The sequence below is a fragment of the Streptomyces sp. Root1304 genome (assembly GCF_001426405.1).
Classification (GTDB): domain Bacteria; phylum Actinomycetota; class Actinomycetes; order Streptomycetales; family Streptomycetaceae; genus Streptomyces.
In genome coordinates this window covers 742,283-755,360 of the sequence record NZ_LMEP01000001.1, presented here as the reverse complement: position 1 = coordinate 755,360, position 13,078 = coordinate 742,283, and the positions used below count along the sequence as shown (strand labels likewise).

Annotated in this window: 13 protein-coding genes; 10 read left to right on the top strand and 3 right to left on the bottom strand. The window is 72.9% G+C overall.

Annotated elements, in window-relative coordinates:
• Positions 1–332 precede the first annotated feature (332 nt).
• The 5 genes from ASD33_RS03430 to ASD33_RS03410 all read left to right on the top strand — a co-directional run bounded on the left by ASD33_RS03430 (position 333) and on the right by ASD33_RS03410 (position 6,001).
• The gene (locus ASD33_RS03430) at positions 333–710 is read left to right on the top strand and encodes a VOC family protein (protein ID WP_056552886.1); all 378 of its coding nucleotides are present in this window, start codon (positions 333–335) and stop codon (positions 708–710) included.
• 257 nt (positions 711–967) lie between these two features.
• Positions 968–1,150, top strand: a complete 183-nt coding sequence (locus tag ASD33_RS03425) for a DUF1272 domain-containing protein (protein WP_199863435.1) — start codon at positions 968–970, stop codon at positions 1,148–1,150.
• A gap of 114 nt (positions 1,151–1,264) precedes the next feature.
• The gene (locus ASD33_RS03420; RefSeq protein WP_056552883.1) at positions 1,265–2,980 is read left to right on the top strand and encodes an arginine decarboxylase; all 1,716 of its coding nucleotides are present in this window, start codon (positions 1,265–1,267) and stop codon (positions 2,978–2,980) included.
• A 117-nt stretch (positions 2,981–3,097) separates the two neighbouring features.
• A complete protein-coding gene (locus tag ASD33_RS03415) occupies positions 3,098–4,696 on the top strand; it encodes a class I adenylate-forming enzyme family protein (protein ID WP_056552880.1) in 1,599 nt (532 codons plus the stop codon).
• A 225-nt stretch (positions 4,697–4,921) separates the two neighbouring features.
• Entirely contained in the window at positions 4,922–6,001 is a 1,080-nt protein-coding gene (locus tag ASD33_RS03410) for a DMT family transporter (protein ID WP_056552877.1), read from the top strand.
• Between the two features lie 107 nt (positions 6,002–6,108).
• Here the strand turns inward: ASD33_RS03410 and ASD33_RS03405 are convergent, their stop codons facing one another.
• Positions 6,109–6,711 carry a ScbR family autoregulator-binding transcription factor gene (locus ASD33_RS03405; RefSeq protein WP_056552873.1) on the bottom strand — a complete coding sequence of 201 codons (603 nt, stop codon included), beginning with the start codon at positions 6,709–6,711 and terminating at the stop codon, positions 6,109–6,111.
• 133 nt (positions 6,712–6,844) lie between these two features.
• Between ASD33_RS03405 and ASD33_RS03400 the strand changes: the two genes are divergently transcribed.
• Genes ASD33_RS03400 through ASD33_RS03390 form a run of 3 tightly spaced genes read left to right on the top strand, consistent with a single transcriptional unit; the run spans position 6,845 to position 9,083 of the window.
• The gene (locus tag ASD33_RS03400; RefSeq protein WP_199863434.1) at positions 6,845–7,822 is read left to right on the top strand and encodes a ScbA/BarX family gamma-butyrolactone biosynthesis protein; all 978 of its coding nucleotides are present in this window, start codon (positions 6,845–6,847) and stop codon (positions 7,820–7,822) included.
• 53 nt (positions 7,823–7,875) lie between these two features.
• Complete coding sequence (locus tag ASD33_RS36015) at positions 7,876–8,325, top strand: LysR family transcriptional regulator (RefSeq protein ID WP_242426815.1); 450 nt, start codon at positions 7,876–7,878, stop codon at positions 8,323–8,325.
• Positions 8,322–9,083 (top strand): HAD-IB family hydrolase, encoded by a 762-nt coding sequence (locus ASD33_RS03390; protein ID WP_056552867.1) that lies wholly within the window; start codon positions 8,322–8,324, stop codon positions 9,081–9,083. Before ASD33_RS36015 ends, ASD33_RS03390 begins: the two co-directional genes overlap by 4 nt.
• Before the next feature lie 453 nt (positions 9,084–9,536).
• Here the strand turns inward: ASD33_RS03390 and ASD33_RS36715 are convergent, their stop codons facing one another.
• A complete protein-coding gene (locus ASD33_RS36715) occupies positions 9,537–10,151 on the bottom strand; it encodes a TetR/AcrR family transcriptional regulator (RefSeq protein WP_056552865.1) in 615 nt (204 codons plus the stop codon).
• 158 nt (positions 10,152–10,309) lie between these two features.
• Here ASD33_RS36715 and ASD33_RS36710 point away from each other — a divergent pair, with 158 nt between their 5' ends.
• Both ASD33_RS36710 and ASD33_RS03375 read left to right on the top strand, forming a co-directional pair.
• Positions 10,310–11,701: an acyl-CoA dehydrogenase family protein gene (locus ASD33_RS36710; RefSeq protein WP_079044514.1), complete on the top strand. Its 1,392-nt coding sequence runs from the start codon at positions 10,310–10,312 to the stop codon at positions 11,699–11,701.
• 127 nt (positions 11,702–11,828) lie between these two features.
• Positions 11,829–12,272 carry a hypothetical protein gene (locus ASD33_RS03375; protein ID WP_056552862.1) on the top strand — a complete coding sequence of 148 codons (444 nt, stop codon included), beginning with the start codon at positions 11,829–11,831 and terminating at the stop codon, positions 12,270–12,272.
• A gap of 80 nt (positions 12,273–12,352) precedes the next feature.
• Here the strand turns inward: ASD33_RS03375 and ASD33_RS03370 are convergent, their stop codons facing one another.
• The gene (locus ASD33_RS03370; protein ID WP_056552859.1) at positions 12,353–13,066 is read right to left on the bottom strand and encodes a DUF4232 domain-containing protein; all 714 of its coding nucleotides are present in this window, start codon (positions 13,064–13,066) and stop codon (positions 12,353–12,355) included.
• Positions 13,067–13,078 lie beyond the last annotated feature (12 nt).

The window sequence follows — 13,078 nt, the reverse complement described above, 5'->3', positions numbered from 1 at the left end:
GGGGCGCGCCCGGCCCGTAGGGCGTCATCGGGTCTGTAGGGGGTCGTCCGGCCTGTAGGGGGGCGCCCCGCCCGTAGGGCGTTGCCCGGCCCGGAAGGGTCGTCCGGCCCGTAGGGGTTGCCCTGCCCGTAGGGGGCCGCCGACCCTTGAGGGGGCACCCCGCCCGTAGGGGGCCGCCCGACCCCGTAAGGGGGTCGCCCCGGACCGTAGGGGGAGGGTGGGGGCGGGTACGGGAGGCGAGGGCAGGGGCGGGAAGGGTGGGGGAGCCGTCCGGCCCGAGGTCTCGGGGCGAATCCCGTGAAGACCCGCCGGGCGGGTCCTAGACTCCCCGCGTGATCGCCCAGCTGCAGTGCCTCGTCATCGACTGCCCCGTGCCCGCCGAGCTCGCGGAGTTCTACCGCGCCGTCCTCGGCGGCGAGGTCGACCGGCCCGACCCCCGTTGGCACCTCGGTGAGGACTGGTCCACCCTGCACACGCCCGGCGGGCTCGTCCTCTGCTTCCAGCGCGTCGCCGATCACCGCCCGCCGACGTGGCCGCACCCCGATCTTCCCCAGCAGTTCCACCTCGACTTCGAGGTCGCCGACCTCGACGCCGCCGACGAACAGGTCCGCGCCCTGGGCGCGACCCTCCTGGACGCGGGCGACGGCGCCCGCCGCTGGAAGGTCTACGCGGACCCGTCCGGCCACCCCTTCTGCCTCGTCCGGCACTGACCGCGCCGCCCCGCCCGGCGCCGGCCTGGCCGCCCCGCCCGGCGCTGACCGGGCCATCTCGTCCCGCACCGGCTGCCCCGTCCCGGCGGATGCGGGTCCTCCCGCCCCGCCCCTGCTCCGGCATTCCGCACCCACCCGCCCCCTGGCCCGATCCTGTTGATCATTGGCCTTCCGGCTGTTTCCCGTGGTCGCGGGCTCCTCGACGATGAGGGTGTCGTCGGACGTACGCGTGGCGCGTGCGGGAGAAGGAGGTCGTCGTGGCTCTGGAGATGCGTGAGCTGTGCGAGAAGTGCGGGACCGCGGCGCTGGCCGTCGACGGGGACGCGCGGATCTGTTCGTACGAGTGCAGTTTCTGTGTGCCCTGTGCCGACGCGATGAGCGACGTCTGCCCCAACTGTGGGGGCGAACTCGTGCCGAGGCCCCGGCGGACCGCCGGGTAGCGGAGCCCCGTCCTCCTGTCATCGCCGCTGGTCGGCCGGGTGGTGGATCCGGTCGTCCATCAGCGTCACTGATGACAGTTGATACCTTCGCGAAGGTTTTTATTTCATGGGGTCATGACCGCATCCACCAGCTCCACTCCGGAGCCGGCTCCTCTGCCGGCTCGCCCCGGGGCCTACCCGGACGGCAGGACCACCCCCCTCGCTGACGCCGTGCTCGCAGTCGCCCGACGGGACATTGCCACGTTCCACGCGCTGCCGCTCTCGCACGGCCGGTCTATCCGCGACTCCCACATGCGGGAGACCTACGAGGCGCTCTTCGGCGCCGCGCAGCTCGCGGCCGACGTGTCCTACAGCGGCACGATGCTCGACTCCTTCTTCCGGCCCCGCGGCCCGCTCCGGGACGCCCAGCGCCTCGCCGCCCGCAGCTTCGGCGCCGACGCCACCTTCTTCCTGTCGGCCGGCACCAGCACCGCCAACCGGGTCGCGCTCACCGCGCTGACCCAGCCCGGCTCCCGGGTCCTCGCGGACCGCTCCTGCCACCAGTCGGTGCACTTCGCCCTCAACTCGCTCGGCGTCCAGGTCGCGTACGCCCCCATGCAGCGCTGCTGCGACGACTGCCCGCGGACGTACGCCGATCTGCCCCGGCTCCTGGAGATGTTCCGCGCCGCCGCCGTCGAAGGCCGGCCCTACGACACCGTCGTCCTCTCCGCCGTCTCCTACGACGGCGTCCGGTACGACCTGCCGACCGTCCTCGCCGAACTCTCCGCCGTCCACCCCACCGTCTCCGTCCTCGTCGACGAGGCCTGGGGGGCGGCCCACCGCTTCCACCCCCGGCTGCGCCCCCTCACGGCGCTGCACGCCGTCGAGGCGCTGCGCGCCGCCGACCCCCGCCTCGCCATGAACGTCGCCGTCACCCACTCCGCGCACAAGTCGATGTCCGCGCTCCGGCAGGGCTCCTACCTGCACCTCATCGGCGACGGCGAGGCCGCCGAGCGCACCGCGCAGGCCCTCTTCCAGCACCACACCACCTCGCCCAGCTGGCCGGTCCTCGCCAGCCTGGACCTGGCCCGGCTCCAGGCGGAGACGGAGGGCGAGGCGCTCCTCGGCCGTTCCCTCGGGCTCGCCCGCACCCTGCGCGTCGAACTCGCCACGGACCCGCGCCTCTCCGCGTACCGGCCGCTCGGACCGGACGGGCACCTCACCGACCCGGCGCAGCTCGTCAGCGACGACCCCACCCGGGTCCTCGTCGACATCAGCGCCCTCGGGATCACGGCGGCGGACTTCCGCCGGATGCTCTTCGACGAGTACGCGCTGTACGTGGCCCGGGAGAGCGGCGACGCCGTCCTCTTCCACATCCACATCGGTGTGGACGAGGCGACGCTGCTCCGGCTCCTCGACGCCCTCCGCACCATCCAGCGCACCTATCGCAGCGCGTCGGCGGCCCTGGCCGCGGGCACCTCCGAGCACTTCATCATCGCGTACCCGCCCGGCATCCCCATCACCGTTCCCGGCGAGAAGCTCTGCGAGCGGACGCTCAGCCAGATCGACTCCCTGCGGTCCAGCGGCTGCGAGATCTACACGCTCCGGAACCCGACCGTCTCGGCGGGCGAACTGGCCGCGCAGGCCGCGGCGACGGGGACCCTGCCGTCCGTGCCGTCGATCCCGGCCCTGCCGTCCGCGGCGTCGATCGCGTCGCTCCCGTCCGTGCCTCCGGCGCCGGTCTCCGCCCAGCTCGCCGGTGCCGCCGCCGCCGTGTCCGCCGCCTCGACCACCGCCGCCACCGTGTCCGCGGCGGCGAACGCCACGGCCGGCGCAGGCGCCACCCGCTGAGATCCGGGGCCCCACACCCGAGATCCCACACCCGAGATCCCACACCCGAGACACCGCGCACCCCAGACCCGCTTCCGTACCGCTCCGTCCCCGCCCGACCTCCAGGGAGACACCTCCATGATCAAGATCGCGGACATCCGTAAGCACGCCGCCCGCTGGCCCCAGCGCGTCGCCGTCGTCGACGGCGAGACCCGTATGACCTGGGCGAGTTTCTCCGACAAGGTCAGCCGCGTGGCCTGCGCCATCCAGGACCTGCTGCCCGAGACCCGGCCCGCCCGTGCCGTCTTCCTCGCCGAGAACAGCTGGGAGCTGGTGGTCGCCATGGCCGCCGTCAGCTCGCTCGGCATCCCCTGCGTCGGCCTCGACTACACCGCCGGGCCCGTCGCGACCACCGCGGCGCTCGACCAGCTGGAGCCGACCGTCGTGATCACCTCGAAGGCCCACCGCGGCCTCGTCGAGGAGTGCGGCTGGCCCGACGGCAGAGACATACTCGACATATTCATCGACAGCGAGCCCGTCGGTCTCCCCGACGGACACACGGTCTCCGTCAGCTTCACCGACCTCCTCGTGTCGGCGCCCGGCGACCCGCAGCCCGTCGAGCAGCCCTTCGAGGCCTTCTCCTTCACCTCCGGCACCAGCGGCGTGCCCAAGATGGTCGTCCGCCGTACGTCCTTCGAGGCCCGCCGGTTCGCCGATCTGGTCGACCAGTACGCCTTCGACGAGGAGGACGTGCACCTGGTGACCGTCCCGCTCTACCACGCCTCCGGGCCCGGCTGGGCGCGTATCTTCCTCACCCTGGGCGGCACCGTCGTCCTCGGCCCGCACGACGACGCCGAGGAGCTCATCCGGATCATCCAGGACGAGGGCGTGTCCACCACCCTGATGGTCCCGCCGGTCCTCGCCCGGGTGGTCGCCCACCCGAACTCCGAGCACCTGCACAAGACGTCCCGCCTGCACTTCGTGCTCTCCGGCGGCCGGCACCTCAACCGCTGGGTCATCAACAACGCCTGGGACCGCCTCGGCCCCGTCCTGCACCTCTACTACGGGACCACCGAGACCGGCGTGAACGTCATGATCGGCCCCGAGGAGCTGCACGTGGCGCCCTGCCGCTCCGGCCGCCCCATGCCCGGCAACACCGTCGTCGTCCTCGACGCCGACAACAAGCCGCTCCCCAAGGGCAGTCGGGGCCGGGTCGCCATCGCCAGCTACCAGCTGATGGACAGTTACGCGAGCAGCGAGCCCGACTTCATGACCCTCGACTACGGCGGCCGCACCCAGCGGTTCCTGCTCACCGGTGACAGCGGCCTCGTCGACGAGGCGGGGCGGCTCGAACTCACCGGCCGCAACGACGGCGTGGCCAAGGCGGAGGCGGGCAAGCCGCTCGACGTCAACATCTTCGGCCTCGAAGCGGACCTGATGGACCTGCCCTGCGTCCGGGAGACCGCCGTCCTGCGGACGAGTCTTCCCGGGGTGGGCGAGGTGCTCGTCGTCCCCTTCACGCCGGTGGCGCCCGAGCGCCAGGAGAGCGGGTACCGGGCGGTCAGCGCCGCCTGCGCCCGCCGCGTGCCCTGCCTCCCGGCGTACGTGGTGCCGGTCGGCGCCATCCCGTACAGCCCGACCGGCAAGGTCCGGGCGGCCCAGCTCCTGGAGTCGGTCCTCCCGCTCCTCGACGTCCGGCCCGCGGACTCCCGTGTGCCGGAGCCGGTCGGGGTCTGACTCCGGCCGCCCGCGCACACGAACACGCGGGTACGCACGCAGGCACGCAGCACGTACGCACGCACGCGCGTGGCCGGGTCCCGGAGCCCGTACCCCCTCCTCCGGACCCGGGACCCGGCCGCCGCCCTCCCCTCCCCGTGACCCCTCCCCGCAAGACCTCCCCGTAGCCCCTCCCTCCCCGCAAGTCCTCGACTCCCAGCCCGCTCAGGCCCGACAGGAAGACTCATGAACAGTCAGAACACGTACACGCGAGGCGTCCTTCTCTGCCTCCTGGCCACGGTGTCCTGGGGTGCGATGTTCCCCCTGATGGACTCCACCCTCCAGCACATCGACCCGTTCACCTTCACCGTCATGCGGTACACCATCGCCGGCGCGATGTTCCTGGTCTTCCTGCGGATGCGGGAGGGGCGCGAGGGGCTGCGGCTGAAGGGTGAACGCATCGGCCTGGCCTGGCTGTTCGGTACGGCCGGCTTCGCGGGATTCCAGTTCCTGGTCTTCTTCGGCCAGGACCTCATCGGCGAGCGGGGCGCCCTCAACGCCTCGATCATGATGGCGACGATGCCCATGATGGGCTTCCTGGTGAACTGGGTGCTCAAGAAGGTCGTTCCGCCGAAGTTCTCGCTCGTCTTCATCGCGATGTCCTTCGTCGGCACCATCCTCGTCGTCTCGAACGGTGACATCGGCTCCCTGATCGCCGACCCGAAGACGGCCGGCGCCGACGCCCTGCTGCTCTTCGCCGCGCTGTGCTGGGTCGTCTACACCTCGGGTGCCAGCTACTTCCCGACCTGGTCCCCGATCAAGTACACGGCGATCACCACGGTCCTCGGTCTCGCCAGCGCCACCGTGATCACGGCGATCATCCTGGCCGCCGGCGGCGTGCCGGTCCCGACGGCGGGCGCGGTGGGCTCGATCCTTCCCCAGCTGGCGTACATGAGCGTCATCGCCGGGTTCGTCGGTGTGCTCGGCTGGAACTTCGGCAACCGCTACCTCGGCCCGCTCAACGGCGTCCTCTTCATGGACGTCGTGCCGATCACGGCCTTCGTGATCTCCGCCCTGACGGGTGTCGTCCCGGCGGGCGTGCAGATCATCGGTGCCGCGCTCACGGCGGCGGCGCTCGTCTTCAACAACCTGTACCTGCGGCGGATCGCGGCCAAGGCCGCCGCGGCGGCCGCGACTCCGGCTCCCGTCGCCGTCGCCGCCGGCGCCACGGCGTCCGGTGCGGCGTCCGGCGGATCCGCTGGTACCGCTTCCGGTTCGGCTTCCGCTTCCGCTCCGGCGCCGGTCGGTTCGGGCAGCAGGTCCTGAGCGCGTACGGCCCGCCCGAGGGCCGCTGAACGCATACGGCGTGGCCTCCCACCTCTCGTGGGGGGCCACGCCGTTCTCGGTCTCTCACGGCAGGCGTGCCCGGCTGATCAGCCGCGCATCCCGTCGAGCAGGACGGTGCGCAGCTCCGCGTACCGCTCGGGGAGGTCCTTGCGCCGGGTCAGGACGTCGGAGATGTGCTGCATGCCGAAGAAGGCGGAGACCAGGACGCGGGCGGCGGCGCGCGGTTCCACTCCGGCCCGCAGTTGTCCCGCGTCCTGGGCCTCGGTGATCAGCCGGCTGAGGTAGTCCTCCCAGCCGACGTACGGCTCGGGCAACTCGGCGTCGATGAGAGCGCGTTCGATCTGGAGCCGGGCGCCCGCCTGGACGACGATGTCCCGCGCGAACGCCCTGGTGACGGTGTCCAGGACGGCCGCGAGCCGGTCGAAGGGCTCCTCGTGGTCGCCCTCGGCGCCGTTGAGGATCCCGGGCCAGCGGGCGTAGTGCTCCTGGACGACCGCGACGGCCAGGGCCTCCTTGTTCGTGTAGTGGAAATACACCGCACCCTTGGTCATCTCGGCCCGTTCGGCCACGTCCTGGAGCGTCACGGTCGCGTAGCCGCGCTCCGAGAACAGCTCGGCCGCCGACTGGAGGATGTGCACCTTCGTGCGCCGGGCGCGTTCCTGCTTCGGTTCGCTTCGGGGTGTCGCCATGCCTGTCCGCCTCTCTCGTGCCAACGCCTTGCAATATACATTCTCGAAGGTATATTTCTTGCTGCCGAGGGACCGCCGAGGTCCCTCGTCGCCACGATGATTCACCTTGAGGGGGAAAAGGATGTCCATCGGTGTGCTGCAGACCGTAATGCCTCTTGAACCGCTTGAGCCCCTGGAGTCACTGGAGTCCCTGATACGGGAGGCCAAGGAGGGACTCAGCTTCGACCGCACCGTGTCCCGGCGGCTCGTGCACCGCGCCTCGGTGACGGAGGTCTTCCTCACCGACGCGGCGGTGGCCGGCACGGACCGCTTCCTGGTCGGCGCCCAACTGCCCCGCAACCACGCGCTGTACCGCCCGGAGGAGACCGGGCAGGCCGACTTCATGCTGCTCGTCGAGGCCGTACGGCAGGCCGGCATCTTCCTGAGCCACCGCTACCACGACGTACCGCTCGGCCACCACTTCATCTTCAAGGCGCTGTCGCTGCGCATCAGCGACCCGGCCGCCCTCCGGGTCGGCGGCGGGCCGCTCCCGGTGGTCCTCGACGTGAAGGTCGTGACGCCGGCCGGGGGACGCAACCCGCGCCGCTTCGACGCCCGCTTCGACATGGTGATCGAGGTCGGCGGCCGCGAGTGCGCCCGCGCGTCCGCCGGTGTGACCGTGATCGACGGGGTGCGGTACGGACGCCTCCGGCAGCGGGGGCGTACGGCGCAGCCCGCGGCCCGGCCCGCACCGCCCGTGGGGTCCGGCGAGGAGGGGAGGGGCGTGCTCCTGCCCGTGGCGGGCGCCCCGGGGACGTGGCAGCTGCTCGTCGACCCGACGCACCCCGGGTACTTCGAGCACCCCTCGGACCACGTACCCGGGATGCTGCTCCTGGAGGCCTTCCGCCAGGCGGCGCTGCTGACGGGGCGCGCCGCCGGGGGAGCGGGCGGGGAGCCGGGTGCGGGATTCCCGGTGTCGCTCGCCTCGCTGGACGCCGAGTTCGCCGTCTTCGGCGAGCTGGCCGAGGCCGTGACCGTCGAGGCGACGGCGACCGGCGACGGCCGGGTGCGGCTCTCCGCCACCCAGGGGACCCGCGTCCTCGCGACCGCCGTGGCCCGCCGCGCCGCGTGAACGTACGAGAACAAGGTCAAGGCAAGAACACACGAGCGTAGAAAGGTACGGAGATGGAACTCCAGCACTTACGGGCCTTCCGCGAAGTGGCCCGAGAGCTCAGCTTCACCCGCGCCGCCCACAACCTGCACTACTCCCAGCCCGCGGTGACCGCGCAGATCAAGGGCCTGGAGGAGGACATGGGGGCGTCACTGTTCCAGCGGCGCGGCAACCGCTCCGTGGAACTCACCCCGGCGGGAGCGCGTCTGCGGCCGCTGGCGGAACGCATCCTCGAACTGGTCGAGACGGCGCAGCACGAGATCGCCGAGCCGCCGAAGCAGGTCCAGGAGCGCAGGGTCGTCCCGATGGGCGGCGGTACGCCGATGGGCGGGAGCGCGCCGCTGGGGGCGGGCGTCGGTGTCGGCGCCGGTGTCGGCGCCGGACCAGGTGCCGGGTCCGGCCGGCGGTTCCTCAAGGGGCAGTTCGGGGACACCCGTATCGCGGGCAGAGGGGGCAGATCATGAGCATCGCTCCCGTCCGGGCCGCGTTCTTCGACGTGGACGAGACCCTGATCACCTGCAAGAGCATGGCCTGCGTCCTCGCCCGTTTCTGGGGGCGGGGGGAGGTCGCCGCCCGCCGGCTCGCCGCGGCGCAGGCCTCGCTCCAGAGCCAGATCCGCGCTGGCGTGCCCCGGGAACAGGTGAACCGTTCCTTCTTCCGCTTCCTCGCCGGCAGCCACCTCGACGACCTGGAGGCCTGCGGTCAGGAGTGGTACGAGAAGGCCCGGGCCGGCGGTCTGATCCACACGCCCGTGTACGAGGCGCTGCGCCGCCACGCCGACGCCGGTGACCTGGTCGTCCTCGTCTCCGGGGCCTTCTCCGCCTGCCTCGACCCGCTCGCCCGGGAGATCGGCGCCGACCTGGTGGTCTGCACCGTGCCCGAGGTGACCTCGGAGGGCCGGCTCACCGGGGAGCTGATCGGCGCGCCGATGATCGGCGCCGCCAAGGGTGAGGCGGTCCAACGGATCATGACGGCCTTCGGCCTCACGCCCGAGGACTGTTTCGCGTACGCGGACGACGAGAGCGACCTGCCGCTGCTGCGGGCCGTCGGCCATCCCGTCCTGGTCGGCGACGGGCCCGTCTCCGCCCCGCGCGCGGAGACGGCAGGCTGGTCCTGGCTGCCCGGCCCCGCACCACTGCCCGGCCCAGGTTCCGCCGCCACCCCCACGGGCGCGCGGACCCCCGCGCCACCGGCCCGCGCGCTGACCCCGCAGGCGGCCTGAGGCTCCGGAGTGGCCGCGGCCGACCGCCGCACGACCACTACCGCCGCCGCAGCGCCCCGGGGCCGGGGTCGGGGCCGGTGAGACCTCCGCCGCCGAGGAGGGTCCTGCCGCCGGAGAATCCCCGCCGCCGAGGATGACCTCGTTGCCGGAGCGACCTCTGAGGGTGTCCCTGCCGTCGGATGTGCCCCTGCCGCCAGGGAGGCGCTCCGCCGGAGGAGCGTCGTCGCCGCCGCCGTATCAGCTGCCCCGATGGGGCAGGTTCCGATGGCGCGAGTCCCGATGCCGGATGGCCCCACCACCGGAGCGGCTCCACCGCCGGAGAAGCCTCACCATCGGAGATCCCACCACCGGAGCCCCCACCACCGGAGAAGCCCCGCCGCCACGGAGGCTTCGGGGCCGGGGACTTCCGAAGTGCCGTCGTTCATCCCCCCACGTGTCCACGCGTCCCCCACCTCATCCGCGCACCGGATGGCGGGCGTCGGACAGCGACGGCTCCAGGAGGTCCCACACCTCGCGTACGAACTCGGCCGGACCGGCCGAGGCGTCCGTCGCCGTCACCACGGCGGGGGCGCCCACGAGCAACGCCACCACGAGCTGGGCCAGAAGCCCGGCCGGGTGGGCGTCGGAGACGGACCCCTCCTCCTGACCCTTCCGGATCAGCAGGGCCACCACGGCGCAGAGGTCGCCGAGGGGGGCGGGCACGGTTCCCTCGGCGCGGGCCGCGTCCATGACCAGGCGCAGTCCCGCCGCGAACGGCAGGTCCTCGTACACCCTGCGGGAGAGCCCGACGAGCAGCCGGCGGAGGGCGGGCAGCGCCCGGTCCTCGTCTGCGTCCGTCCCCTCCCCGTCGCCCCGCGCGTCGGCGGTGGCGGCGGCGAGGGCGTCGGCCCATCCCGACGTGAAAGAGCGGGTCAGCTCGCCGGCGAGATCCGCCTTCGACGAGAAGTGTCCGTAGAGGGCTCCCTTGGTCAGCCCGGTGCGGGCCGTGATGTCGGCCAGGTTCGTCCCCGCGAATCCGTGCAGGGAGAACTCGGCTGCTGCGGCGCCGACCACCAGGTCGTAGGTCATGCGGGCCCTGTCCTGTTGCCTCACCGAGCGTCCGCCTCCCGTCGCGTGTCCTGCCTCCATGGGGTCCATGACGGCCTCTCAGAAAATACCTTCCGGACCGAATCTTTTTCTACTCGCGCCGGCCTCGCATCAGTACCGCCACTCAAGGAGTACGCGTCATGACAGTCGTCGACACCCCTGCGATCGTGCCCGCGCCCGCTTTCGCGCCCGTTTCCGCGTCCGTGCCGGAGTCCGCGAGCGCGCCCTCCGCGCCGGCCGCGTCCCTCGCCGCCGGGCACCTGTACGCCGCCGCCGCGCGGCACGCCGAGGAGTCGGAGCGGTCCGGGCGGCTCCACCCCGAGGTGGTCGCCGCGATGACCGGCGCCGGCCTCGCCCGGCACTTCGTACCGCGCCGCTGGGGAGGAGCGGAGGGCACCTTCGCCGGTCTGGTCGACACGGTCGCCGAGGTGGGTGCGGCCTGTGCGTCCACCGCCTGGTGCGGGGTGCTGCTCGCCGCGCACGGCCGCCTCGCCGCGCACCTGCCGGCCGAGGGGCAGCGCGAGTTGTGGGGCGACTCGCCCGACACCCGCGTCGCGGCGGCGGTCGTACCCCCGGCGGGCCGGCTCACCCGGGTGCCGGGCGGCTGGACGTTGTCGGGGGAGTGGGCGTTCGCCAGCGGCGTCGAGCACGCGGAGTGGGTGCTGCTGGCGTCTCTCGATCACTCGGGTGCGGGCTCGGGTACGGGGATGGGTGCGGGCTCCGGTTCGGGTAGGGGCGTGGGCTCGGGTACGGGTAGGGGCACGGGTAAGGGCACGGGCTCCGCCTCGGGTGCGAGTGCGGCGCCGGTCCCGGGCGCGGCGGCGGAGGCTCCGGTGTACCGGGTCCTGGCCGTGCCCCGCGAGCGGGTCGGGATCAGGGAGACGTGGGACGCGGTGGGGCTGCGGGCGACCGGCAGCCACAGCGTGGTGATCGAGGAGGCGGACGCGGTCTTCGTGCCGGAGCACCGCACGTTCGTGCGCGAGGCGTTGGTGACCGGGGTCCGTGAGGACGAGGGGGAAGGGGTGACTGCCGTACGGGGTTCCCGCGTGGCCCCCTGCCACCGGGTCCCGTATCAGCTGGTCGCTGCCCTCCTCTTCGCCGCCCCGGCGCTCGGCGCGGCGCGCGGTGCGCTGGAGGCGTGGACCGTTCTGACGGGCCTCCGCCGTCTTCCCGGCGGCCGGCCGCTGACGGAGGACCCGGTGGTGCAGCAGACCCTGGCCCGCTGCGCGGCCGAAATCGACGCCGCGCGGCTGCTGTTGGGGGCGGCGGCGGCGCGGGCCGACGGCTGGACCGCGGGCGGGGCCGACGCGACCGCCATCGCCCTCAACCAGCGGGACTCCGCCGTCGCCGTGGACCTGCTGGTCGGTGCCGTCGAGCGCCTGATGCGCGCCGGGGGTGCCCGGGGGCTCATCGCGGGCGGCGGCCTGGAGCGCGCCTGGCGCGACATCCACGCCATCGCCGCGCACGCGGCCCTCCAGCCGGCCCCGGCGGCCGCGGCCTACGCGGCGACGGTCTTCCCCTCGGATTCCTGAACGCCCTTATGAGTGGCGGGACTTCATCGCCCCCACGGTTGAAGCGTCCGCCTCTCGCTCCTCTCCCACACCCATGGGCAGGGGGGTCTATACATCACGTGTATAGACCGTGCGTATAGTCGCCGCCATGGCACCGTCCTCACCCACCCCGCTCGGCCCCCGGCTCCTGAAGGCGCTGATCGTCTCGACGCTCGGCGTCGCCGCCTCGCACCTGGTCCTGTCCGACGGCCTGTACCTGTCGTTCATGGGCCAGGCGGCGGCGACGCTGGGGGCGGGGCCGGGGTACTCGACCGATCAGGCGTTCACGGCGGCGATCGTGAACACGTCCCTCGTCATGCCGATCGTCCTGTGGATCGGCATGCTCGTCACGGGGGAGCGGCGGGTCGGCCCGATGGCCCTGGTGGGCACGGTCAGTTGGATCACGGCCGTGGGCAACGGCATCGACGTCATCGACGACGCCCCCGACACCCTCCTCCCCCTCCCCTCCCTGATCCTCGTCGTCGCCGTCACGACCCTGTCGTCGCCCGTCCGGAGAAAGCGACGCGGGGACGGGCTCGCCCGGTTGACCTGACGCGCCCGCGGGGACGGGCCCGCCCAGGTGACCTGCCCGTTGTTGCCGGGCCGGACGCCCAGGCGGGGGCGGTGGCGGGGTCAGCCGGCCGGGGAGTCGCTGACCTTGCCCACCGGGCTGATCTCCATCTTGCCGCCGTCCTCGCCGTCGGTGACGGCGAGCGTGCCCGCCGGCCACTTCAGGGTGAAGGGCTCGGTCTCGTTCGGGGGCGTCACCACGAGGTCGGTCAGCTTCACGCCGGAGCCGCCGGTGTTGTTGACCGGGAACGTGATGTTGAAGGCGGCGGTGTCGCCCTCCTTGAGGATCTGCGGCACGGCCTGCTCGCCGTTGCGGTCCACGGAGATGGTGTCGCCCAGGGACGTCTTGATGTCGACACCCGGGAAGCCGCTGATGCGGCAGTCGGCGCTGCCGAAGTTCTTGAAGGTGACGGTGACGACGCCGTTCGTCTCGTCCGTGGTGTTGTTGGTGGCGGTGGCGTCGAGCACGCCGGAGCGGCACATGTCGACCTTGCCCTCGCCGGCGTCACCGCTGCCGCTGCCGGTGCCCTTGCCGCTCCCACCGGTGCCGGTGCCCGCGCCCTGGTCGCTCCCACCGGTGCCGGTGCCCGCGCTCTGGTCCGTCTTGCCCGCCCCGCCGGTGCCGCCCGCCTTGTCCGCCGACGCGGTGGGGCCGCCCTGCGTGCTGCCCAGCCCGCCGTTGTCGCCGTTGCAGGCGGTGAGGGCGAGAGTGAGGGCGGCGGTGAGCGCCGCGCCGATGGTGGCGGTGCGCTTGCCGGAGCGGAACGTCGTACGCATGTGAATTCCCCG